The organism is Devosia sp. ZW T5_3, from assembly GCF_044987315.1.
GTDB lineage: Bacteria > Pseudomonadota > Alphaproteobacteria > Rhizobiales > Devosiaceae > Devosia.
Map to the genome: position 1 here is coordinate 107,935 of NZ_JBJDRE010000007.1, position 23,480 is coordinate 131,414.

At 63.3% G+C, this 23,480-nt stretch carries 23 protein-coding genes; 6 read left to right on the plus strand and 17 right to left on the minus strand.

Translation table 11 applies throughout. The features are described 5' to 3' along the window. Positions 1-15: 15 nt before the first annotated feature. The 6 genes from ACI3KW_RS10665 to ACI3KW_RS10690 form a co-directional block, all read right to left on the minus strand. Positions 16-1,299 (minus strand): nitrate/nitrite transporter, encoded by a 1,284-nt coding sequence (locus tag ACI3KW_RS10665; protein ID WP_404848048.1) that lies wholly within the window; start codon positions 1,297-1,299, stop codon positions 16-18. Positions 1,300-1,627: 328 nt separating this feature from the next. Further along, a complete protein-coding gene (locus ACI3KW_RS10670) occupies positions 1,628-2,419 on the minus strand; it encodes an ABC transporter ATP-binding protein (RefSeq protein ID WP_262169829.1) in 792 nt (263 codons plus the stop codon). Positions 2,420-2,429: 10 nt separating this feature from the next. Then, positions 2,430-3,323 carry a nitrate ABC transporter permease gene (gene ntrB / locus ACI3KW_RS10675; RefSeq protein WP_404848049.1) on the minus strand — a complete coding sequence of 298 codons (894 nt, stop codon included), beginning with the start codon at positions 3,321-3,323 and terminating at the stop codon, positions 2,430-2,432. Positions 3,324-3,390: 67 nt separating this feature from the next. Continuing rightward, positions 3,391-4,677 (minus strand): CmpA/NrtA family ABC transporter substrate-binding protein, encoded by a 1,287-nt coding sequence (locus tag ACI3KW_RS10680; RefSeq protein ID WP_404848050.1) that lies wholly within the window; start codon positions 4,675-4,677, stop codon positions 3,391-3,393. A 318-nt stretch (positions 4,678-4,995) separates the two neighbouring features. Beyond that, positions 4,996-6,210, minus strand: coding sequence for a CmpA/NrtA family ABC transporter substrate-binding protein (locus tag ACI3KW_RS10685; RefSeq protein ID WP_404848051.1), 1,215 nt, complete (start codon positions 6,208-6,210; stop codon positions 4,996-4,998). Between the two features lie 8 nt (positions 6,211-6,218). Beyond that, complete coding sequence (locus ACI3KW_RS10690) at positions 6,219-6,809, minus strand: ANTAR domain-containing response regulator (protein ID WP_113122522.1); 591 nt, start codon at positions 6,807-6,809, stop codon at positions 6,219-6,221. Positions 6,810-7,008: 199 nt separating this feature from the next. Here ACI3KW_RS10690 and ACI3KW_RS10695 point away from each other — a divergent pair, with 199 nt between their 5' ends. From ACI3KW_RS10695 to ACI3KW_RS10705, 3 genes are all read left to right on the plus strand, one after another. Then, on the plus strand, positions 7,009-7,374 hold the full coding sequence (locus ACI3KW_RS10695) for a response regulator (protein ID WP_404848052.1): 366 nt from the start codon (positions 7,009-7,011) through the stop codon (positions 7,372-7,374). Positions 7,375-7,418: 44 nt separating this feature from the next. Further along, complete coding sequence (locus ACI3KW_RS10700) at positions 7,419-9,506, plus strand: ATP-dependent helicase (RefSeq protein WP_404848053.1); 2,088 nt, start codon at positions 7,419-7,421, stop codon at positions 9,504-9,506. A gap of 76 nt (positions 9,507-9,582) precedes the next feature. Next, positions 9,583-10,482 (plus strand): DMT family transporter, encoded by a 900-nt coding sequence (locus tag ACI3KW_RS10705; RefSeq protein WP_404848054.1) that lies wholly within the window; start codon positions 9,583-9,585, stop codon positions 10,480-10,482. A gap of 3 nt (positions 10,483-10,485) precedes the next feature. Here the strand turns inward: ACI3KW_RS10705 and hpt are convergent, their stop codons facing one another. The 7 genes from hpt to ACI3KW_RS10740 all read right to left on the minus strand — a co-directional run bounded on the left by hpt (position 10,486) and on the right by ACI3KW_RS10740 (position 16,823). Further along, positions 10,486-11,025 (minus strand): hypoxanthine phosphoribosyltransferase, encoded by a 540-nt coding sequence (gene hpt, locus ACI3KW_RS10710; protein WP_113122526.1) that lies wholly within the window; start codon positions 11,023-11,025, stop codon positions 10,486-10,488. A gap of 65 nt (positions 11,026-11,090) precedes the next feature. Then, positions 11,091-11,975 carry an N-acetylglucosamine kinase gene (locus ACI3KW_RS10715; protein ID WP_404848055.1) on the minus strand — a complete coding sequence of 295 codons (885 nt, stop codon included), beginning with the start codon at positions 11,973-11,975 and terminating at the stop codon, positions 11,091-11,093. Beyond that, positions 11,972-12,643, minus strand: a complete 672-nt coding sequence (locus ACI3KW_RS10720) for an N-acetylmannosamine-6-phosphate 2-epimerase (RefSeq protein WP_404848056.1) — start codon at positions 12,641-12,643, stop codon at positions 11,972-11,974. Before ACI3KW_RS10720 ends, ACI3KW_RS10715 begins: the two co-directional genes overlap by 4 nt. Further along, entirely contained in the window at positions 12,640-13,503 is an 864-nt protein-coding gene (locus ACI3KW_RS10725) for a carbohydrate ABC transporter permease (RefSeq protein WP_262169843.1), read from the minus strand. Before ACI3KW_RS10725 ends, ACI3KW_RS10720 begins: the two co-directional genes overlap by 4 nt. Beyond that, positions 13,500-14,420, minus strand: coding sequence for a carbohydrate ABC transporter permease (locus tag ACI3KW_RS10730; RefSeq protein ID WP_035099835.1), 921 nt, complete (start codon positions 14,418-14,420; stop codon positions 13,500-13,502). The genes ACI3KW_RS10725 and ACI3KW_RS10730 overlap by 4 nt, the downstream gene beginning before the upstream one ends. 79 nt (positions 14,421-14,499) lie before the next feature. Further along, entirely contained in the window at positions 14,500-15,738 is a 1,239-nt protein-coding gene (locus tag ACI3KW_RS10735) for an extracellular solute-binding protein (RefSeq protein WP_404848057.1), read from the minus strand. A 23-nt stretch (positions 15,739-15,761) separates the two neighbouring features. Continuing rightward, positions 15,762-16,823 carry an ABC transporter ATP-binding protein gene (locus ACI3KW_RS10740; RefSeq protein ID WP_404848058.1) on the minus strand — a complete coding sequence of 354 codons (1,062 nt, stop codon included), beginning with the start codon at positions 16,821-16,823 and terminating at the stop codon, positions 15,762-15,764. Positions 16,824-16,960: 137 nt separating this feature from the next. Between ACI3KW_RS10740 and ACI3KW_RS10745 the strand changes: the two genes are divergently transcribed. The 3 genes from ACI3KW_RS10745 to ACI3KW_RS10755 all read left to right on the plus strand — a co-directional run bounded on the left by ACI3KW_RS10745 (position 16,961) and on the right by ACI3KW_RS10755 (position 19,454). Further along, positions 16,961-17,839 carry an N-acetylmuramic acid 6-phosphate etherase gene (locus tag ACI3KW_RS10745; protein ID WP_404848059.1) on the plus strand — a complete coding sequence of 293 codons (879 nt, stop codon included), beginning with the start codon at positions 16,961-16,963 and terminating at the stop codon, positions 17,837-17,839. Positions 17,840-18,165: 326 nt separating this feature from the next. Then, positions 18,166-18,579, plus strand: coding sequence for a GNAT family N-acetyltransferase (locus tag ACI3KW_RS10750; RefSeq protein WP_404848060.1), 414 nt, complete (start codon positions 18,166-18,168; stop codon positions 18,577-18,579). Further along, complete coding sequence (locus ACI3KW_RS10755) at positions 18,579-19,454, plus strand: DMT family transporter (RefSeq protein ID WP_404848061.1); 876 nt, start codon at positions 18,579-18,581, stop codon at positions 19,452-19,454. The genes ACI3KW_RS10750 and ACI3KW_RS10755 overlap by 1 nt, the downstream gene beginning before the upstream one ends. On the opposite strand, the gene ACI3KW_RS10760 is transcribed toward ACI3KW_RS10755, so the two are convergent. The 4 genes from ACI3KW_RS10760 to ACI3KW_RS10775 are packed head-to-tail and all read right to left on the minus strand — an operon-like array spanning position 19,455 to position 23,448. Continuing rightward, on the minus strand, positions 19,455-20,570 hold the full coding sequence (locus ACI3KW_RS10760) for an anhydro-N-acetylmuramic acid kinase (RefSeq protein ID WP_404848062.1): 1,116 nt from the start codon (positions 20,568-20,570) through the stop codon (positions 19,455-19,457). Positions 20,571-20,573: 3 nt separating this feature from the next. Beyond that, positions 20,574-21,578 carry a serine hydrolase domain-containing protein gene (locus ACI3KW_RS10765; RefSeq protein WP_404848063.1) on the minus strand — a complete coding sequence of 335 codons (1,005 nt, stop codon included), beginning with the start codon at positions 21,576-21,578 and terminating at the stop codon, positions 20,574-20,576. After that, positions 21,560-22,495, minus strand: coding sequence for an ABC transporter ATP-binding protein (locus ACI3KW_RS10770; RefSeq protein WP_404848064.1), 936 nt, complete (start codon positions 22,493-22,495; stop codon positions 21,560-21,562). The genes ACI3KW_RS10765 and ACI3KW_RS10770 overlap by 19 nt, the downstream gene beginning before the upstream one ends. After that, positions 22,492-23,448 (minus strand): ABC transporter ATP-binding protein, encoded by a 957-nt coding sequence (locus ACI3KW_RS10775; protein WP_404848065.1) that lies wholly within the window; start codon positions 23,446-23,448, stop codon positions 22,492-22,494. The genes ACI3KW_RS10770 and ACI3KW_RS10775 overlap by 4 nt, the downstream gene beginning before the upstream one ends. Positions 23,449-23,480: the final 32 nt, after the last annotated feature.

Consider the following 23,480-nt stretch of genomic DNA (forward strand, 5'->3'; position numbering starts at 1 on the left):
CTCCTTGCATAAGGCTCAGGCCGGCTGCGTCACGGTCTGCCGGCGCTCCATGCGCCGGATGGCCGTGTGCATCCAAATGAGGGAAATGGCGACCAGGACGAACAGAGCCATGAAGCAGCTCGACCAGATACCGGTGAGATCGTTGAGGACGCCGAACAGGAGCGGCAGGAAAAACCCGCCCAGGCCACCGATCATGCCGACCAGCCCGCCTACCGCTCCCACATTCTGCGGGTAATAGGCCGGGATGTGCTTGAACACGGCGGCCTTGCCCAGGCTCATGAAGAAGCCGAGCACGAACACCAGTGCGATGAAGGCCCAGTGGCTGATGGCGAAGTGGAAGGCGACCGGCCCATTAATACCCTGCACCACGAAATCGCCGGCGGGCAGCGAGAGGATGAACGTGGCCAACAGCGATACGCCAAAGGTCCAGTACAGGATGACGCGGGCGCCCACCTTGTCGCTGAGCGTGCCGCCATAGGCGCGGAACACGCTGGCGGGAATGGAGTATGCGGCGGCAACCATGCCGGCGGTGGCGATATCGAAGCCGTAGACGCCGATGAGGTAGCGCGGCAGCCACAGGGTCAGCGCAACGAAAGCGCCGAAGGCGAAGAAATAGTAGAGCGCGAAGCGCCACACCCGCGGGTTGCGCAGCGGCGCGAACTCGCTGAGCAGGCTCTTGGGGGTGTAAGCCTCGGTGCGGCGGCGGATGGTGACCGGATCGTCCTTGGTGGTGAACCAGAAGATCGCGGCCATGAGCACGAGGGCCCCGGCCCAGATCAGCGCCACCGACTGCCAGCCCCAGGCCAGCATGACGAAGGGCGCGGTGAACTTGGTGACCGCGGCGCCGACATTGCCGACGCCGAAAATCCCGAGCGCCGTGCCCTGCTTGTCGGCCGGATAGAAGCGCGAGACATAGGCAACGCCCACGGCAAACGAGCCGCCGGCCAGACCCACGCCGAGCGCCGCCAGCAGCAATTGCTCATAGGTCTGGGCAAAGGCGAGCAGGAAGGTCGCGAGCGCGGCGGCCAGCATGGTCAGCGTATAGACCAGACGCCCGCCCTTGCGGTCAGTCCAGATGCCGAGCACGACGCGCACCAGCGAGCCGGTGAGCACCGGGGTGCCGACGAGGAGGCCAAACTGGGTTTCGGAAAGGCCGAGCTGCTCCTTGAGCGACACGCCGATGATCGAAAAGATGGTCCACACGGCAAAGCACACCGTGAACGCGATGGTCGACACGCTCAGGGCGCGGGTGGGTTCGGCCATGAGCGCAGGGCGTCCGCCCGCCTGGTCCTTGGTCATTGGAATAGCTCCGTCTGCACGCTCGAAAACAAAAAAGCCGCCAACGGTTCGGCGCAGTCGGTTGGGGACCGCGCGAAGAACAGTTGGCAGCTTTGCCTGGGGATGATGCCCGTCATTGGACATCGATTGTGAAAGCGACCTCGGGAGGCGCCTCTTCGCCGTCAACATTGCACGAAGCGTGCCAAGTGCGGTTCGTCTGAATTTATCGTTTAATTGCAAGGCCTTGAAGAAAGCGCCCGACCCGCCCGTAAAAGCTATGGACCGATGGGGCGGCTCAATTGGGCATCAATATGCCCAAAACGCGGGCAAGATTAATTTGTAGGCAGTTTTATGCGGCTTCCACAAAGCGATGGCGTTCGTAGAGGAATTTGAGCACCGCTTCGCGGCATTTGAGATAGGTGCGGTCGCCGGCCAGCTCGATGCGATTGCGCGGACGCTCCAGTGGCACGGGCAGGATTTCCCCGATGCGGGCAGAAGGGCCGTTGGTCATCATGACGATACGGTCGCTCAGCAGCACGGCCTCGTCCACGTCATGGGTGATCATGATCATAGTGGAGCCCAGGCGCTTCTGGATATCCATCACCGCATCCTGCAGATGGGCGCGGGTCAGGGCGTCCAGCGCCCCAAAGGGCTCGTCCAGCAGCAGGATTTTGGGCTGCATGGCGAGCGCCCGGGCAATGCCGACGCGCTGTTTCATGCCACCCGAAATTTCGGTGGGGCGCTTGTCCTTGGCGTGGCTCATCTGCACCAGATCGAGGTTCTGCATGATCCAGTCATGGCGCTCGGCACCGGTCTTGGTTTTGCCGAACACCTTGGCGACGGCCAGGTTGACGTTTTCATAGACGGTGAGCCAGGGCAGCAGCGAATGGTTCTGGAACACCACGGCGCGTTCGGGGCCGGGGCCATTGACCTCCCGCCCCTCGAGCTGGATGCCGCCGGAGGAAACTTCGGTGAGGCCCGCAATGAGATTGAGCAGAGTGGACTTGCCGCAGCCGGAATGGCCGATGATCGAGATCACTTCGCCCTGGGCGATATCCAGACTGACATCCTTGAGGACTTCGGAGCGGACGCCACCACGGTCAAAGTGCTTGTCGACGTTTTCGATGCGGAGATAGGTCATGAAAGGGCCCTCAGTTCGCGGTGGTGCCGCGGGTGACGAAGGCGCCGACGGCCGCTACCAGCCGGTCGAGGATGAACCCCACGACCCCGATATAGACCAGCGCCACGATGATGTCGGAGAGGCGCGAGCTGTTCCACGCATCCCAGATGAAGAAACCGATGCCTACGCCCCCGGTCAGCATTTCGGCGGCGACGATGGCCAGCCAGCTGAGGCCCACCCCGATGCGCAACCCGGTGAAAATGTAGGGAGCGGCGGCCGGGATCATGATCTTGAAGAAGAACTCGACCTGGTTGAGCTGCAGGATGCGCGCCACGTTGCGGTAATCCTGCGGGATATTGCGCACACCCACCGCCGTATTGATGATCACCGGCCAGACCGAGGTAATGAAAATCACGAAAATGGCCGAGGGGGCGGAATCCATGAAGGCAGCCAGCGAGAGCGGCAGCCAGGCCAGCGGCGGCACGGTGCGCAGGATCTGGAAGATCGGGTCGAGCCCGCGCATGGCCCAGATCGATTGGCCGATGACGGCACCCACGGTGACCCCCACCAGCGCCGCAATGCCGAAGCCGATGGCGACGCGCTGCAACGAAGTCAGCACGCGCAGGCCGAGCCCAATGTCGCCCTGGCCGTAATCGAAGAAGGGGCTGACGATGAGCTCGCCCGCGTCGGCCCAGACCTGGCTGGGCGCGGGGAGCGTGGCGCCGGGACTGGCGCAGAGGATTTGCCAGATGACCAGGATCAGCGCGATGACTACCAGCGGGGGCACGACGTTAGCGGCGATGCTGGCCAGTGTCTTGGACCAGGAGCCGGGGCGCGCAGCGGGCGTGGGCAGGGCGAAAACTTCGGCCGCGGCTTTGGCGTCAGACGGAGCGGCCGGGGTGAGGCGCTGGACATTGGCGGACATGGGAGAAATCCTTTCGGGGCGGTGCCGGGAAAGGGTGCGGGGACTGGCCCCGCACCATCAATTGGGGTCAGACCATCGCCTTGATGGCGAGGCTATCGAGATAGGCCGACGGGTTGGCGGGGTCGAACACCTTGCCATCGAAGAAGGTTTCGACACCGCGCGAAGTGCCTCCGGGAATATCGGCGGCAGCGATACCGAGGGCCGCGGCGGCAGCGCGCCAAATGTCTTCGCGGTTGACCGCATCGACCGAGGCGTTGATGTCGGTGGTGCCGGGCAGATAGCCCCAGCGCACATTCTCGGTGAGGAACCAGGCGTCATGGCTCTTGAAGGGATAGGAGGCGTGGTCCTTCCAGAACTTCATTTCGAGGCCGGTGGCGGTTTCGAGCCGCCCATTGCCGTAATTGATATCGCCCTTGAGGCGCCCGGCGACGTCGGCAGCGGGGATATTGAACCAGGGACGTTTGCCCAGGATCTGCGCCAGTTCTTCCTTATTTTCAGTGGCATCGGCCCATTGGGCCGCTTCCATCACCGCCATCAGGATGGCTTGGGTGGCGACCGGATTGGCCTCGATGAAATCATTGCGCAGGCTGAGTGCCTTTTCGGGGTGGTGGTGCCAGATCTCGCCCGTGGTGGTGGCGGTGAAGCCGATATTCTGATTGACCAGCTGCTCGTTCCACGGCTCGCCGACGCAGAAGGCATCCATGGTGCCAACCTTCATATTGGCGACCATTTGCGGAGGCGGCACGGTGATCAGCGAAACTTCCTTGGTGGGATCGATGCCGCCGGCAGAGAGCCAATAGCGCATCCATAGATCATGGGTGCCGCCGGGGAAGGTCATGGCGACGTTGACTTCCTTGCCCGCCGCCTTGCGCTCGGCAAAGATCGCCTTGAGGGGCGAGGAATCAAGGCCCGCGCCAATGTCCTTGTATTCCTGGCTGACCGAGATGGCCTGTGCGTCGAGGTTGAGCCGGGCGATGATCGACATGGGGAGCGGGGTGCCGCCGGTGACGGTGCCGGCACTCATCAGATAGGGCATGGGCGTCAGGATATGAGCGCCGTCGATGCCGTTTGCCGCGCCGCCGAGCACCAGATTGTCACGGGTGGCGCCCCAGCTTGCCTGCTTGAGCACTTGCACGTCGGGCACACCATGCTTGGCAAACAGACCCTTTTCGCTGGCGATGATCAGCGGGGAGGAATCGGTGAGCGCGATGAAGCCCAGCTTGGCTGAGGTGACTTCGGGGCCAGGGCCCTGCGCAAAGGCCCCGGAGGGGAACAGGGCCTTGGCTGCGAGCAGGGTGGCGGCGGTGGCCGTTGCCCCTCTGAGAAAGCTGCGGCGGGTGGTCGTTAGCGTCATCGAATTCTCCAGCTGCAAAGAAAACAAAAAAGCTGCCAACGGGCGACGCACCGGTCGGAGGGGACCGGAAACGAACCTGTTGGCAGCTTTGCCTGAGACGCCCGTCATTGGACGTCAATTTGGAGAGCGCGAACGCCCCTTCGCCACAGACATTGCAGGAAGTGTGCCAAGTTGTATTCTTGGCACTTTATCGTTTGGCTTCAGGGAATTAGGATTTTGGCTCGTCTGGCTCATAATACGGCCAACAGGCGAGAATGGATCAAAATGACGCCATTTCGCCTATAAAATTTGCAAGATGAAATAGTGATTAAAATAGAGTCAGCGCGGAATCGACTGGCTGGCGATGTAGTCGTCCAGCGCTGCTGGGTCGAATATTCCGCCATCGAAGAAGCGGTCGGCGCCCATGAGCAGCGGACCGTTTTCGGCGGGGATATCGTAGGGCTGAGCGTGGGTGCCGTCGGTCTTGAAATCGACAAGCGGCAGGGCCGCGCCGAGCGGCGTGAGCGCGGCGCGATAGAGATCGGGCCGGAAACAGGCCGCCGCGATCTCCGCATTGCCGGGACTGGCCGCGACTTCGCCCCAGCGCACCATTTGCGCATAATACCACACGGCATGGCTCTTCCAGGGGAAGTTGGCCGCGCTGGCATGGGGGATGTAATAATCGGGCACCTGCCGCAACACGCCGCCGCCGATATCGAGCATGCCGGTTAGCGCGCGCTCGACGATGTCGGGGGCGTTGTTGAGATAGGAAGCGCCAGCCATGATGGTCGCCGCTTCGTGGCGATTGGCCGGATCGGCGCACCACAGACCGGCGCGGTAGACGGCGCGGATGATGGCAGCGACGAGGTCGGGATGCTGGCCCGCCCAGCTTGCGCGCATGCCCACGACCTTGTCGGGGCTTGATTGCCAGATCAGCGCCTTGACCGTGGCGATGTGACCGCCCCTGGTGGCAACGCCGATGCTGTTCCAGGGCTCGCCCACGCAATAGCCATCAATGCCACCGCTGCCCAGCGCATCGGGCAGCAGAGGGGGCGGCAGCACGACGATTTCGATGTCGCGATCCGGCACGATGCCACTGGCGGACAGCCAATAGCGCAGTTCGTAATTGTGCGAGGATGTCTGGTGGACGACGCCAAAGCGCAGCTTGCGCGGCGACGCCTTGACCACTTTGGCCAAGGCCGCGCCGGTCAGCGCCGGATCAAGATTGCCCGGGGCGCCCTGCCCCGCCATGGCCTGCCAAAGCGCATCGCTGACGGTGATGGCATTATTGCCCAGGCCCAGCACGATTGGCGCGATCATGGGCATGCCGAGCGGGGTCAACCCGAGGCTTGCGGCCAGTGGCATGGGGGCCAGCATCTGGGCAATGTCGAAATGACCGAGCGCCGCGCGGTCGCGGATATTGGCCCAGCTGGTTTCGCGCACCAGGGTGAGGTCCAGCCCCTCGTCCTCGGCAAAGCCTTTCTCGCGCGCCAGCACCAGAAGGATGCTGTCGAGCAGAGGCAGGAAGCCAGCGGTGAGTTGGGTGGTGGACATGTTATCTCCTACGGCCCCAAAAGGCTCGCGGCCGTCACAAGGCTTTGGGCAATATCGACCAGGCGCCGGTTCTGGTTCATGGCGGTGGAGCGCAACAGGCTATAGGCATCGGCCTCACTGAGCCCCCGGGTCTTCATCAGAATGCCCTTGGCCTGGTCGATGATCTTGCGATCCTCAAGCTCGCTGCGCGCCTGTTCGAGTTCGCGCGTCAGCCGGGAAAAGGCATTGAAGCGGGAAATGGCCATATCGAGAATGGGTTTGACCCGCTCTTTCTTGAGACCGTCGACCACATAGGCGGAGACGCCCGCCTCGACGGCCTTTTCGATCATGGCGCCATCGGAGCGATCGACGAACATGGCGATGGGCCGCTGGATGGCGCGGGATAGCGAAAAGAAGTGTTCGAGCGTGTCGCGCTGCGGATTTTCGAGATCGATGACGATGACGTCGGGAGCAGACGCCTGGATGGTGCGGGCAACCTCGTTGACGTCGTGGATCACCGTGACGCGCTCATGCCCGGCCTCGCGCAAACCGCTCTCGATGATCGAGGCACGAATGCGGTTTTCGTCGATGATCAGGATGGACAGCGCGGCATTGGACATTGGCGCTAGTTACCCCCGTGCCTAAAACAAGCGCAATAGTCCTGTTCTGCATAGGAACTCGTCATTTTTGCCGGGGCTACAGCGATCAAATCGCGATTTATCCACTGTTTGTGATGAGTTCACCTGGATCGAAAGGCAGAGATGCCCGTTGGTTTGCGGCGAGGCCACGCGCTGGCTCGCATTTTTGGGAGCCTGGGGTATGACCTCAGCGGACGTCACGATACTGGTCGTCGAAGACGAACCTCTGGTCGCCATGAGCATCGTCGCCCATTTGCGGGATGAAGGCTTTGTGGTGCTGGAGGCGGCCAATGCCGACGAGGCCATTGCCATTCTCGAGCAGAACGCGCGGGTGCGGCTGATCTTCACCGATATCGACATGCCGGGCAGCATGGATGGGCTCAAGCTCGCCGCCGCGGTGCGTGACCGCTGGCCGCCGGTGCATATCATCGTGACCTCGGGGCACCGGGCGGTCACGGCCGACGACCTGCCCGATGGCAGCATATTCTTCGCCAAGCCCTATCATCACGCCGAGATCACGAATTCGATGCGGCAGATGCTGGGTTGATCACGGCGATTGGAACAAAAGGGGAAAGATGGCATCGTGCGGCCATGCTTGCTCTGCGCGATTCGACCCTCCCCGCCACCTATCTCGACGCCCTCAATGCTGAACAGCGGCGAGCGGTGGAGCATGGCGTGGGACAGGCCAATCCCGGCCCGCTGCTGGTGATTGCCGGGGCGGGATCGGGCAAGACCAATACGCTGGCCCACCGTGTGGCCCATCTGGTGGTCAATGGCGCTGATCCGCGCCGGATTCTGTTGATGACATTTTCACGCCGGGCGGCCGGCGAGATGAGCCGCCGGGTAGAGCGGATTGCCGGCAAGGTATTGGGCACATCCTCGGGCGCGCTGACCGATGCCTTGACCTGGGCGGGGACGTTTCACGGCATTGGCGCGCGGCTCTTGCGCGAGCATGCCAGCCAATTGGGCCTTGATCCGGCTTTCACCATTCATGACCGGGAAGACTCGGCCGACCTGATGAATCTGGTGCGGCATGAACTCGGCCTGTCCGATGCCAAGAGCCGATTTCCGACCAAGGGCACGTGCCTTGCCATCTATTCGCGCGTGGTCAATGCGCAGGGCGATCTGGATGAGGTGCTAAAAAATGTATTCCCCTGGTGCGCCATGTGGGGCGAGCCGCTGCGCACGCTCTTCCAGGCCTATGTCGAGGCCAAGCAGGCGCAGAACGTGCTCGATTACGATGATCTGCTGCTCTATTGGGCCGGGATGATGGCCGAGCCGGCCATTGCTGCCGAGGTATCGGGCCGGTTCGATCATGTGCTGGTCGACGAATATCAGGATACCAATCGCCTGCAGTCGAGCGTGCTGATGGCGCTCAAGCCCCAAGGCCATGGGCTGACTGTGGTGGGCGATGATGCCCAATCGATCTATTCGTTCCGCGCGGCGACGGTGCGCAATATTCTCGATTTCCCAGCGGCCTTTACCCCGCCCGCCGATATCGTGACGCTGGACCGCAATTATCGCTCGACCCAACCGATCCTGACCGCGGCCAATGCGGTGATCGAATTGGCCAGTGAGCGCTTCACCAAGAATTTGTGGACCGAGCGGCAATCGGACGCCAAGCCGCAATTGGTGACGGTGAAGGACGAGGCCGATCAAGCGCGCTATGTCGTGCACAAGATTTTGGAGGCGCGCGAGGGCGGCACGGCGCTGATCCAGCAGGCGGTATTATTCCGCACCTCGAGCCATTCGGGGCCGCTCGAAATCGAGCTGACGCGACGCAATATTCCCTTCGTTAAATTCGGCGGGCTCAAATTCCTCGACGCCGCCCATATCAAGGACCTGCTGGCCATTCTGCGCTGGGTGGAAAATCCGCGCGACCGGGCGGCGGGGTTCCGCGTGCTGCAATTGCTGCCGGGGATCGGCCCGGCTTCGGCGGGCAAGGTGCTGGACGCGATGAGCGCCGCGCCGCAGCCGGTCAAGGCGCTGGCGGAGTTACCAGTGCCGCTGCGGGCAGCCGAGGGCTGGGCGGGGCTGGTAGATCTGGTCGGCCGATTGGCGCGGCGGGAGGCCAGCTGGCCGCTGGAACTGGGCTATGCCCGGCTCTGGTATGAGCCGCTGATGGAGCAGACTTACGAGGACGCGGCTGTGCGGGTGGCCGATATCATCCAGCTCGAGCAGATCGCCGCTGGCTATCCCAGCCGCGAGCGGTTTCTGACCGAATTGACGCTTGATCCGCCCGATGCCACCTCGGACCAATCGGGCGTGCCCAGCCGCGACGAGGACTATCTGATCTTGTCCACCATCCATTCCTCCAAGGGGCAGGAATGGAAATCGGTGCATGTGCTCAATGTGGTGGATGGCTGCATTCCATCGGACCTGGGGACCGGCTCGACCCATGAACTGGAGGAAGAGCGGCGGCTGCTTTATGTGGCCATGACCCGCGCCAAGGACGAGCTGCATGTGATCACGCCACAGCGCTTCTACGTGACCCAGCAGAGCCAATATGGCGACCGCCACATCTATGCCCAGCGCAGCCGGTTCATTCCGCGCTCGATGAGCGTGCTGTTCGATGACGTGCTGTGGCCGGCGGTGAAACCGGCCCATATCGAGGGGCTGTCGCCGGGTCCGGCACGGATCGATATCGGCGCGCAGATGCGGGGGATGTGGACGAAATAGGCGCCCGATAAGCCCCCTTGCCGGGTCATCTGATTTGCAGCTAGATGCGACAGCTTCGAGCCCAGAGTTCACCCCCGTGTCCGCCCAATCCATGCCCCGTGTTGCCGATGTCGCCTCGCTCAAGGGCATGGCGTTGGGGACGCTCGCCTATTCGCTGTTTGCCGTGCATGACGCGCTGGTCAAGGGCGTCATTTATGACCTGCCGGTGATGCAAATCCTGTTCACGCGCAGCGTGGTGATTGCCGCGCTGTGTCTCATCTTCGGGCGGGGCAAGCTGATCCGCGGGCTGGTCGCGTCACCCAACAAATCCATGATGCTGCTGCGGGCCATTCTGACGCTGGCGGCGTGGTGCATGTATTATACGGCGGGGCGCGAATTGCAGCTGGCCGAGATGACGACGCTCTATTATTTCGCCCCGGTGCTGACCACAATCCTGGCGGTGATCTTCCTCAAGGAACAGCTGACGCTGGCCCGGGTCGGCGCGGCGGGCATCGGGTTTTTCGGGGTGATCGTCGCCTGCAACCCCGCCGGGCTTGGGCTCAGCCTGCCCGCCATGCTGGTGCTGGCTGCGGCGCTGTGCTGGGCGGTGGCGATGATCCTGATGCGCACCATCTCCAAGACCGAAAGTTCGCTGGTGCAGATCTTTTCGCTCAACCTGTTCTATGTGCTGGTGATGGGCGCGGTATCACTGCCCTTCTGGCAGGGCATGAGCACGCCGCAGATCGTCATGGTGGTGGCGACGGGCCTGGTGGGCGGCACGGCGCAATATCTGCTGGTCGATGCCGCGCGGTTGGTGCCGGCCAGCGTGCTGGGGACGGTGGAATATTCGGCGCTGATCTGGAGCTTTGTGTTCGGCTATCTGTTCTGGCGCGAGGAGCCGACGCAGATGGTGTATTACGGCGCGCTGCTGGTGGTGGCGGCCGGACTGATGCTGGCGTGTAACGAGCGGCGCGGACGACGGGTGGCGGTGGCTTAACGCCTATTCGGTAAACCGCACCGCCCCGATATGGGGCAGGTTGCGGTTGCGCTGGGCATAGTCGATGCCATAGCCGACGACGAAGCGGTCGGGGATGTCGAAGCCGACCCAGCGGGCTTTCACATCCGTCTCGCGGCGTGAGGGCTTGTTGAGCAGGGCGCAGACCTCGATACGGCGGGGGTGGCGGGTGCCCAGGATGTCGAGCACGTGGCGTAGCGTGTGGCCGGTATCGACAATGTCTTCGACGACCAGCACGTCGCGGCCTTCGATTTCGCCGCGCAAATCTTTCAGGATGCGCACTTCCCGGCTGGATTCGGTGGAATTGCCATAGGACGACGCTTCCATGAAATCCACCTCGACGGGCAGGTCCAGTTCGCGCACCAGATCGGCGATGAAGATGAACGAGCCGCGCAACAGGCCAACGACGACGAGCTTGTCGGTATCGGCGTAATGAGCGGAAATTTCGCGGGCGAGACCTTCGACGCGGGCAGCAATGGCCTTGGCGGAGATCAGTTCATCGACGACATAGGCTTTGCCGGTCATGGTGCGGGAATCCCGGTTGCGATGGCGCCACCCTTAGGCAAACGGGGCGGCTTGGGCAATGGCTTTCAGCCGCGCGCCCACTGCGCCGCGAAGGCGGCGGCGTCGAGACGCGGATAGAGCAGGACTTCATCGGGCAGGGCATCGGCGAGGCTGAGCCGAATTTGCGGGTGCAGATCGATAATGCCGCCGACATAGCCGATGGGCAAATGCCCGGCCCGCGCTACCAGTGCCTGGCCGAGGCGGGCCAGTTCCGTGCCGGCCTGGGTGAGAATGTCGAGCGCCAATGCATCGCCCTTGATGGCGGCGCGGGCGACGGCTTGAGCCAGCGCACCGATGCGGCCGCGATCGCTGCCATAGATATAGGCGCGGGTAGCGTCCCAATCGCTGCCGCCGATGGCGGTGAAGAGTTCGTCGGCCAGGATTTGAGCTTGGGCTGTGGAGCCAGTTTCGTCGATTCCGCGATAGAGCCGATCCAGCGCGGTGAGGGCAATCCAGGTGCCCGAGCCGCCATCGTCGATGAGCAGCCCCCTGCCCCCGACCCGGATGATCTGGCCGTCGGCGGTGACATGCAGGCCAATGGAACCGGTACCGGCGGAGATCAGATGCCCCGCGCCCGGCGCGAACGCGGCGCGATAGGCCAGTTCCATATCGTCGGTGAGGCGGAGGGAACTGGCGGGCAGCGAAAGATGGTCGCCGATCAGGCTGGCGGCTTCGTCGCGGATTTTGTCGCCCAGCCCGGTTATGCCGAGGCAGGCGGCGGAGAGCATTGTTCCAGCGGGCAATGCCGCCGCGATGGATTGCAGGACGGCCACCAGTTTTTCGCGCTCGACGGGATTGAAGATATGCCCCGTCGCGCCGCCGGCGGAGCCACGCGCGGCCACGGCGCCATCGGCGTCGGCCAGCACATAGCGGGAGGCGGTGCCGCCGATATCGACGCCGAGATAGCTCATTGGGCGGCCGCGATAGCGCGAGCGAAACCCTTGGTGATTTCGCGCGGATTGGTGATCATGGTGCCCACCACCACGGCATAGGCGCCGGCATCGAGCGCGCGGCGGGCCAATTCGGGCGTGTTGAAACGGCCTTCGGCAACCACGGGGACACTGATACGGCTGGCCAGCGCTTCGATCAGGGCGAAATCGGGCAGGTCCGGCTTAGGCTCGGTATATTCGGTATAGCCTGACAGCGTGGTCGAAATATAAGTCGCGCCCAGTTCGGCGGCGAGCAGGCCTTCCTCCAGCGTCGAGATATCGGCAAAGGCTTCGAGGCCCAGCGTGTCGCGGATATGGCGGATGATCTCTGCCGGCGCATCGCCCTTGCGGGGACGCTGAGTGCAGTCGAAGGCGATGATATCGGCGCCCGCTGCGGCCAGTCCGTCGGCCGCGGCGATGGAGGGGGTGATATAGACCGGCACATCGGGCGAAAACACCTTGTCGATGCCGATGACCGGCAGGCCTGCCGCCTTGACCGCCGCCACGTCGGCCACGCCATTGGCACGAATACCCAGGGCACCGCCATCGCGCGCGGCCAGCGCCATGGCGCCCATAAAGGCCGGGCCATGCAGGGGATTGTCGGCCCGCGCCTGGCAGGAAACGATCAGCGAACCTTTGACCAGCTTCATTTGACGGCTCCCGAAGTCATGCCGGAAATGAACTGCTTGGAGAGCACGATATAGATGATGATGATCGGTGCCGCCGACAGGGTCAGGCCCGAGAACAGCACGCCCCAATCGGTGGTGTATTCACCCATGAAGGTGGTGAGGCCCTGCGGCAGGGTTTTGAGGTTATCGCGCTGGATGAAGACCAGCGGGAAGAAGAAATCGTTCCAGATCGGCACCACGTTCTGAATGCCAGCAATGACCATGGCGGGCCGCACCAAAGGCAGCATGATGGACCACATGATGCGCGCTTCGCTGGCGCCATCCATGCGGGCGGCGTCTTCGAGTTCGTTGGGCAGAGTGCGGATGAAGCCGGTGAGAATGAACACCGTCGTGGGCAGGCCCATGGCGGTATAGACGAAGATCAGGCTGAGCTGATTGTTGAGAATCCCGAGATCGCGCATCAGCATGAACAGCGGGATGATGGCCAGCTTGAGCGGCAGGGTCAGCCCGGCCAGGAAGAACATCAGGATGAAGCCGGCGCCCCAGAATTCATAGCGCGCAATGGCATAGGCGGCCATGGTCCCCAGCGTCAGGATCAACGCCATGGAGGCGCCGGTGACGATGAAGGAGTTGAGCAGGTAGCGCAGGAAATTGGTTTCGTTCCAGATTTTGACGAAGTTCACCACATTGGTGAAATCGGGAATGCCGAAGGGCGACTGGAAAATCTGCGGCGTGGTTTTGAAGGCCGAGAACACCATGATGATGATGGGCAGCAGCATGATTACGGTATTGGCGATCAGGATGATCTGGAGCAGGCCATCGCGGCCCAGCGTGCCGAGCAGGCCACGGCGGTCGTAGTTGATAGTCGTGGCGGTACTCAAATCTGGATCTCCCGGGCCCGCAACCGGACGGTGATGACGCTGGCAATGGCCGCAATGAAGACAAAGATCAGCACTGCCAGAGCGCTACCGAGGCCAAAATCCTGTTGGCCGGAGGAGACATTGCCAAAGGCGGTGCGGTAGAAATAAAGGCCCAATACGTCGGTCGAGCCATAGGGCGAGCCATCGAGCCCGGCCATGATATAGGGCAGTTCGAACCAGTTGAAGGCGCCCACGAAGAGCAGGGTGAAGACGATGGTGGCGCTGGGCGCGACCAGCGGCCAGACGATCTTGGTGATCTTGACCCATTCGCTCTGGGTTTCCATGCGCACGGCATCGAGCATTTCGGTGGGAATGCGCTGCATGCCGGCGAGGAACACCAAAGTGGGGAAGCCCACCATGTGCCAGGCATTGGCAACGATCAGCGCCCAGAGCGCGGTGGAATCCTGCCCCAGCCAAGGCTGAGCGATAAAGCCCAGGCCCATGCCGCGCAGGCTGATATTGACCACGCCGAAGAGCGGGTGGAGGAACAGCTTGAACAGGTAGCCCACGATGATGGTGGAGAGCACGACGGGCAGGAAAACCGCGACGCGGTGGAAGCGGGCGCCGGGCAATTCGCGCCACAGCGCATAGGCCAGGATAAAGCCCAGCCCGTTTTGCAGCACCATCAGCGCGAAGAACACGATGACATTGTGGGTGAAGGCATTGCGCGTCCAGCTGGCATAAGGCTCGACGAACAGCACGGTGTGGAAATTGGCGAGGCCGCTGAATTCGCCGCGCAGCAGGCCATTCCAGTCGAAAAAGGCATAAGCGAAAGCCGCCACGATCGGATAGACGATGAACAGCGCCACAAAGGCCAGGGGCGGCACCAGCAGCGCCGTGATCCAGAGGCCACGTCCAGTCATCCGTAATTGGGGCATTGAATTCTCGCAGTTCGGATGGCCGCTGGCCAAGCCTTAAATATTTGGCCCCTCCCCACAGGGGGAGAGGCCGGATCAATTACTTCTTGAACGGCTCGTACCAGGCGGCCAGGCCGTCGGTGATTGCCTTGCCGGCAGCTTCCGGCGTGGTCTGGTCGGCCAGCAGCTTCTGGACTTCCTGTTGCAGCAGCACCGAGCCGGAAGGCTCGCCATAGCGGAAGTGGACCAGCATCAGATAGGGGATGGACGACTTGTTCAGCTCGGCGACTTCGGCCAGCAGCGGGTTGTCGAAGGTGACGCCCGGAATGGTCGAGATATTGTTGAGGCTATTGGCGAAAGCCTGGCCGAATTCCTGGCTGGCAACGAAGTTGAGGAACTTCAGCGCGGCTTCCTTGTTGGCGCCGTTGGCATTGGCCGCATAGCCGCCATCGTAATAGAGGCCGACCAGCTTTTCGTCCTCGGCCGTCTTGCCGGGGGCGGCGAAGACGCCCAGTTCGAGATCCGGATTCTGGGTGGCGAAGGTTGCCAGCTCATAGGAGCCGCCGGCGAACATTGCCGCCATGCCCGAGCTGAACAGCTGCTGGGCGGAGGGGTAGTCGAGACCAATAAAGCCATCGGGGAAATACTGGGTGATGTCCTTGAGCGCGGTCAGCGCCTCGACGAAGCGAGCGTCGGTGAAGTCGGCCTTGCCGGCCATCAGATCGTCGTAGAAGCCCTTGCCCATGATGGACGAGGTCAGATCAAAAACGATGGTTTCGTTCTGCCAGGCAGTCGCGGTGCCATTGGCAAAGGGCATGATGCCCGCGTCCTTGAGCTTTTTCGCGGCGGCCAACAGCTCGTCCCAGGTCTGGGGCTCGGCGATGCCATTGGCGTCGAAAATGCCCTTGTTGTAGACGACCAGTTGGGTCTGGCTGGCAAAGGGCACCGCGTAAAGCTTCTGGTCCGAGCGCATGGTTTCGGCGGCGAGCGCCGTATCAGCGAAATCGGCCAGAGCCGGGATGGTTTCGGTGGACAGCGGCTCGAGATAGCCGGCCGAGGCGACGTTTTCCATGCCGCCATAGGCGCGCACCATCATCAGGTCGGGGCCGGTGCCGCCGGCCAGAGCCGTCGACAGGATGGTGTTGTAATTAGCAGCTTCGAAGGTTTCGAAGGTGACGGTAATGCCTGGATTGGCAGCCTCGAACGTGTCGATGAACTGCTCATATTGGGCGCGGTCTTCCTGGCGCCAGCTCCAGAATGTCAGGTCCTGGGCCATGGCGGGCAGTGCGATGAGCAGTGCTCCCAGGCCAGCTGTGATACGGATTGCAGTCTTGTTCATAGTTCCCTCCTTGAATGTCGTCGCTAAACTGTCAGCCGCCGTCCATCCGCGGCGGAAAAGAAGTGTACCTGGGCTGGGTCGACCGAGATGGTCACCGCCTCGTCGGGCACGTAGAGATCGTTGGGTTCGGTGCGCACGCTGACCAGCGTGCCATCGGCGAGGCGCGCATAGACATAGGCGTTGTCACCAAGATATTCGGCGTAGACGACGCTGGCGGCAAAACCCTCGCCGGACCCGCGCATCAGCTTGAGCGCATCGGGCCGCACGCCGAGCTTGAAGGCGCTTTCGCCGGCCGGCGCGGCCATGGACACCGCGCCGCCATCGGCAATGCCCACCTTGCCGCCTTGAGCGGTGACATCGATCAGCGCCATTTTGGGCGAGCCGATAAAGGTGGCCACAAAGGTATTGGCCGGGGTTTCGAACAATTGGCGCGGGCTGCCGACCTGTTCGATCCGCCCGCGGTTCATGACCACGATTTTGTCGGCCAGCGTCATGGCCTCGACCTGGTCATGGGTGACGTAAATGGTGGTGCCGCCGATATCGCGGTGCAGCTTGGCGATTTCGAGCCGTACTTCCGAGCGGAGGGCCGCGTCGAGATTGCTCAAAGGCTCGTCGAGCAGCAAAACCTCAGGCTTGCGCACCAGCGCCCGGCCGATGGCCACGCGCTGGCGCTGGCCGCCCGAGAGTTCGCGCGGCTTGCGCTGCAGGAGCTCATTGAGGCGCAGCATGCGGGCAGCTTCGGCAATGCGCGCTTCGACCTCGGCCTTGTCGAGCCCCATGAGGCGGGCGCCAAAGGCCATGTTCTCATAGACGTCCATATGCGGATAAAGTGCATAGGACTGGAACACCATGGCAATGCCGCGCTTGGAGGGCGGCACGTCGTTCATGCGCTTTTCATTGAGGGTGAATTCGCCGTCGCTGATCGGATCGAGCCCGGCGATCAGGCGCAGCAAAGTGGACTTGCCGCAGCCGGAGGGGCCGACGAAAACCACGAACTCGCGGTCGCCGATATCGAGATCGATGCCATGCAAGACCTCGGTTGCCTTGAAGCGCTTTTTGATGCCGCGCAGCGACAACCGTGCCATATATCCTCACCCGGTCTGTACAAGACCACTTGAAAGCCAATTCAATACCAATATCATTCACCAGCCGGTGAAATGTGTAAAGCAAAAATCGCCGGCCTATGCACAGCCGAACGGCGTTCCGACAAAAAGGTTATTCCATGAGCACCACAGAATCCGCCTCCCCCCGCTTTGCCGGTATCGAGGATTGGGGCAGCAGCGATCTGGTGCTGGGCATCCTTGAGGGACAGTTTGCCGCCATCGCCGCCGTGCAGGCCGCAGCGCCCGCTTTGGCCGAAGCGATCGACCGGGGCGCCGAGCGCTTGGTCAAGGGCGGAAGGCTGATCTATATGGGCGCGGGCACGTCGGGCCGGATCGCCACGCAGGACGCCGCCGAATTGCCGCCCACCTTCAACTGGCCCTATGAGCGCGCTCTCTCGCTGATGGCCGGCGGCTCAACCGCGCTGACGCTGGCCGCCGAAGGCGCCGAGGACAGCGAGGAACTGGCGCAGGCCGACCTCGACAAGGTGCAGGTTGGCCCCAATGATGTGGTGCTTGGCCTCGCCGCCAGCGGCCGCACGCCTTACGCCATTGCGGGGCTGGTGCATGCGCGCAAGGCGGGGGCGCTGACCATTGGTATTTTCAACAATCCCGGCGGGAAGCTGGGCGAAGTGGCCGATATTGCCGTGCTGCTGGCGACCGGCAGCGAGTTCCTCGCCGGGTCGACCCGCATGAAAGCAGGCACGGCGCAAAAGGCGGCGCTCAACTGTATTTCGACCGGCGTGATGATCAAGCTGGGCTTTGTCTATCGCGGCATGATGGTGGAGATGAAGCCGACCAATGTGAAGCTGGTCGACCGCGCCGCCAAGATGGTCGCGGCATTGACCGGGGCGGATTATGACACAGCAAGGGAAACGCTGGATATTGCCGATGGCAGCATCAAGCTGGCGACCGTGATGCTGGAAAAGGGCGTGGATGCGCTGGCGGCGGGCAAGGCGCTGGAGGCCGCCGGGGGGAATTTGCGGAAGGCGTTGGAATAGGGGTTGGTGGTTGCGGGGAGATCGCCCCCTCACCCTGACCTTCCGCTGAACGCGTCAGGTCTATCCCTCTCCCACAAGGGGCGAGGGTTGGCTCAGTGTTTTATCCAACCACGGAGCCAACCTTCTCCCCTCGTGGGAGAAGGTGCCCGAAGGGCGGATGAGGGGGCGGGAGCCGGCAGGACAGCGCTACATCTAGCCCCCAACCACGGTGTCATTCCCGCGAAAGCGGGAACCTCTGTTGGCGAGGCAAGGGAAGTAAACGGAGGTTCCCGCTTTCGCGGGAATGACATCGTGGGTAGCGGACAAATTGAGGGAGGCACTGGGCAATGCAATTCGACATCACCGATGACGCCACCGACCCGGCTATCGCCCGGATCGGCGATGAACTCACCGCATTCAACCAGGCAGATGTCGGTCCCTCCGACCGCCGCACCCTCGCCGTCCTGCTCCGCGATGGCGACACCGTCACCGCCGGCCTGTCCGGCTACACCGCCTGGGGCTGGCTCTATATCCAGCGGCTGTGGATCGACGAAGCCCATCGCGGCCAAGGCATTGCCGGGCAATTGCTCGCAGCGGCCGAGGCCGAAGCGATTACCCGCGGCTGTCACGGCGCCTATATCGACACCTTCAACCCCGTGGCGTTGCGGACCTATCGCAAAGCGGGCTATGCCGTATTCGGCGCGCTCGAAGACTTCCCCAGGGGCCGCACCCGTTCTTTCCTCATGAAAGCCTTGCCTTGATGAATACTCCCCTGGGCGGCATCGGGCTCGGCGCCGCAGGCATTGTCGTGTTGTGCAGCATGGATGCGGTGGCCAAGGCGCTGGGCGCGCATCTGCCGACATTTGAAGTGGTGTTCGTGCGTTTTCTTGGCGCTGCGGTGTGGCTAGTGCTGTGGATCTGGTTGAGCCGCGGCGCCTGGCCCAAGCGGAGCAATCTGAAACGCCATATCATGCGCGGGGCGCTGTTCACCGTCACCGCCTTCATGTTCTTTTATGCCGTGAGCCATTTGCCGTTGGCGATTGCGGCGGCGCTCGCGATGACCGCGCCGGTCTATGTGACGGGGCTGGGCATGCTGGCTTTGCGCGAGCCGGTGCGGCTGCAGCCGGTGATTGCGCTGGTGCTAGGCGGCATCGGCTCGGCCATAATCGTTTTTGGCGGCGGGGACGCCGTGACGGGCGGCTCGGCCGATATTCTGGCCTGGGGCGCGGCGATCCTGGCGCCGCTCTGCTACGCGCTGACGCTGGTGCTGCTCAAGCACCATTCGGGCGATGAAAGCGCGGCGGCGATCACATTGGCGCAATCAGTGGTGGCGGCGGCGTTCACCCTGCCCTTGGCGGCGAGCAATTTCGTTATTCCAACGGGGATCGTCGCGGGTCAGGCGGTCCTTATCGGCCTATTGGGCGCGGGCGGGTTCCTGCTGCTGATCAACGGGCTCAAGCGCGTGCCGGTCTCGGTGTTCGCCGTGCTCGACTATACCGGGCTGATCTGGGCGGCGGTGTTCGGCTGGCTGTTCTTTGCCGAAGTGCCGGGGCTGGAGCTCTATCTGGGCGGCGCACTGATCATTGCGGCTTGCGCGACGGGGGCGCGGACTTCGCAAAAGCCGGTGGCGGCCTGACTACCCCGCCAACCGCCCGCCCGTCATCGGCGCCGGCACGCCCGTTGTCGTCGGAAAACTAATCGGCAGACCACGCAAAACCCGCACGGCCAAAAACGCAAAACATTCGGCTTCAATGGCGTCGCCGCGCCAGCCGACGGTCTCGGCGGGGATTACCTCCACGCCGGCGCGCTGGGGCAGCATCGCCATGATCGCCGGATTGCGCCGGCCGCCACCGCAAACGATGATCCGCTTGGGCCGACGCGGCAGCAGGTCGAGCCCCTTGCCGACCGCCGAGGTGGTGAAGGCGGTGAGGAGGGCCGCGCCGTTTTCGGCATTTTCGCCCTTGGCCATATCGGCGGTGAAATCGAAACGGTCGAGCGACTTGGGATAGGCCGCACGCAGATAGGGGTGTTCGAGCAGCCTCTCGAGCCGGGCTTCGTCGACCGTTCCGGCCAGCGCCAATTTGCCGTCACGGTCCATATCGCCCAGGCCGAGCGCGCCGACAAAATCGTTGATCGGGGCATTGGCGGGGCCGGTATCGAAGGCGATGACCAGGTCCTCGCCATCCCACCAGGTGATATTGGCGACGCCGCCCAGATTGAGCACAGCCGTATCCCCATTGGCTTTGAGGCCGCGCAGGAGCGCTGCGTGATAGATGGCCGAGAGCGGCGCCCCCTGCCCGCCTGCGGCCACGTCGGCGCTGCGGAAATCATAGGCGACCTTGGTGCCCAGCATCTCCGCCATCAGCGCGCCATCACCCAGTTGGCGGGTGGCGCCGATGCGGCCGGGCTGGGGCGCGCGATGCAGCACGCTTTGGCCGTGAAAGCCGACAATGCCGATATCGGCCATGCTCAGGCCCTGGGCAATGACGAAGTCGCGCACAGCATTGGACTGGGCTTCCGTTAGGGCCTTTTCCGCCCTGGCGAAGATGGCGGGGTCCTCGGCGGCAAAGTTCCACTTGCGAGCGGTGCCGAGGGTTTCGACCAATAGGGCCCGCAGGTCCGCGCCATAGGGGGCCAGGGTATAGGCGCCGAATTCGGAGATGGTCTCGCCGTCAGTCCGCAGCAGGGCAATGTCGATATTGCCGTCCAGCACGGTGCCGGTCATCAGCCCGATGGCCCAGATGGGTTGCATGTTCTAGTTCCCGTTGATGGCGTCGCCGACGGCGCGGCGCAGGGCGACAATGCCGCTATCGAAATGGCGCGTGGGGTGGACGCGATTGGTCAGCAGGGTCCAGGCGCGGCCGGCGGCAAAGTCGATCCAAAGGCCGGTGCCGGTAAAGCCGGTATGGCCGATGGTTTGGGGACTGCAGAGATCACCGCCGGACCAGCCGGCATAGGATTTTTCCCAGCCATAGGTGCGGTTGCCGTGGATGGGTTCTCGCATGAGCGCAATGGCTTGAGACGAGGCGCCGGTGCCATCGAGCAGGCCACGAGCGTGGTCGAGCACGGAATGGACCGTGCCGAACAGGCCCGCGTGCCCCGCGCCCTCAAGGGCCGAACAATTGTCGTCATGCACTTCGCCGACCAGCATGCGATGGCGCCAATAGCAGTCTTCGGTGGCGGCGGCGTCCTCCGGATTGGCCGACCAAGCAAAGCCGGGGCCGGCGTTGAGCTCGCGGATCCACTTCTTGTTCAGCCGTTCGAGTACGAAGCCGAGCAGGATGAAATTGATGTCGGAATAGACCGCAGGGCCAGCGCGCCATTCGCGTTGCAGGATGAAGGTGCGCAGCAGGTCCGGATCGCGGCCATAGGTATAGATGGGCTCGACCGCCGGGAATGGGGTCTGGTGGCCCAGGCATTGGCGGAAGGTGACCTGGCGTTCCCAGGCATCGGCTTTGTAGTGCCGCAAATCGGGCAGGATAGTCGTCAGCGGCGCGTCGAGATCGATGGTTCCGGCATCGGCCAGCGCCAGAATGGCCGGGGTGGTGAACAACACTTTGGTCAGCGAAGCCAGATCGAACCAGGTGTGTTCGGTCATCGCGCGTTCGGTCGGCACGGTCTGGGCCTTGCCGATATGGCGGACCTGCTTGGTGCCATCGACATCAATCACGCCAAGCACGCCGCCGGGAATGCGGCCGGCGGCCACAGCGGCCTCAAGCGGGGCGAAGGCGCGCTCAAAAGTCAGGGATAGAGGTGGCATGCGACGTCTCCGGCAAGCGTTCCGCCCGGCGCGGCCAGCACGGGCCGCTTGGTGTGGCAGATATCCATGACCTTGGGGCAGCGGGTGTGAAAGGCGCAGCCGGCGGGCGGATTAGCGGGGTCCGGCAATTCGCCCTTGAGCACCACACGATCGGCCCGCGTCACGCCCGGTCGCGGCACGGCAGAGAGCAGCGCCTGCGTATAGGGATGCTTGGGCGCAGTCATGATCGCTTCGGTCGGTCCGATCTCGACAATGCGGCCCAGATACATGACGGCGATGCGGTCGCTGACATGGCGGATGACCGACAGATCATGGCTGATGAACAGGATCGCCAGGTTCATCTTCTGGCGCAGTTCGGCGATCAGATTGATGATCTGGCTCTGGATCGAAACGTCCAGCGCCGACACGGCCTCGTCGGCCACCAGCAGTTTGGGTTCGAGCGCCAAAGCGCGAGCAATGGCGATGCGCTGGCGCTGGCCGCCGGAAAATTCGTGCGGATAACGGCTGGCAGCGTCTTCGGGCAAGCCGACAATGTTGAGCAATTCAGCGACGCGCCTGGCCCGCGCCTGCCGGTCGCCGACGTGATGCACGACCAGCGGTTCGGCAATGATATAGCCCACGGTATGGCGCGGATTGAGCGAGCCGAAGGGGTCCTGAAAGATCACCTGCAGGTCGCGGCGCACCGCTTTCATATCGTGGCGGCTCAGCTTGGTGAGATCGCGCCCCGCAAAATGGATCGAGCCGCCGCTGGGCTCGATCAGCCGCAACAGCGTGCGGCCCAGGGTGGATTTGCCGCAGCCGGACTCCCCCACGACCCCCAGCACTTCGCCGGCCTCGATGGTGAGCGAGACTTCGGACACCGCACGCACGCCACCGGGATAGGTCTTGGAGAGATTGTCGAGTTCGAGCAGGCTCATGATGCCGGGTTCCAGCAACGGATCAGGTGAGCCTCGCCCACCAGGTCCGGCATGTCCACCGAGCAGCGCGCGACGGTTGCGTGGCAGCGCGGGTGGAAGGTGCAGCCATTGGGCCGCTTGCCGGGCGACGGGACCGTGCCGGAAATGGCGGGGAGCCGTGTGCCGGGCGGGTTGGAGGCCGGAATGGTCGCCAGCAGGGCCTCGGTATAGCGATGGCGCGGATGGGCGAAGAGTTCGGCCGACGGCGCCTGTTCGACCACGCGCCCGCCATACATGACCGCGACCCGGTCGCAATATTGCGAGACGACGCCGAGGTCATGGGTGATCAGCAACACGGCCATGCCGGTCTCGCGGCGCAGATCATCGATGAGATCGAGAATTTGCGCCTGCACGGTCACGTCAAGCGCGGTGGTCGGCTCGTCGGCAACCAGCAGGCTCGGGTCGCAGGCGAGCGCCATGGCGATCATCACCCGCTGGCGCTGGCCACCGGAGAGCTGATGCGGATAACGCCCCATGGCAGCGGCGGGCGCGGGAATGCCGACGCGGGTCAGGAGTTCCACGGCGCGGGCATCGGCAACCTGGCGCGACACATCGCGATGCAGCAGCACGACTTCGGAAATCTGGTCGCCAACGGTAAAAACCGGATTGAGCGAGGTCATCGGCTCCTGAAAAATCATGGCGATGCGGTCGCCGCGCAAGCGTTCGAGCGCGCGTTCGTCCAGCGCCAGAATGTCCTGCCCGTCATAGCGGATGGAGCCGCCATCGATATGCATGGGCGGCTCGGCCAAGAGCCGCATGATGGAGAGCGCAGTCACCGATTTGCCGCAGCCCGATTCCCCGACCAGGCCCAGCATTTCGCCAGCCTTGATCTCGAGCGACACCCCTTCGATGACCGGACGGCCACCAGCGGAAATCCGCAAATCCTCAATAGTCAGCAGTGCCTCTGCCGGCATGACCACTCCGCCGAAAGTCGAATGCAAATCTG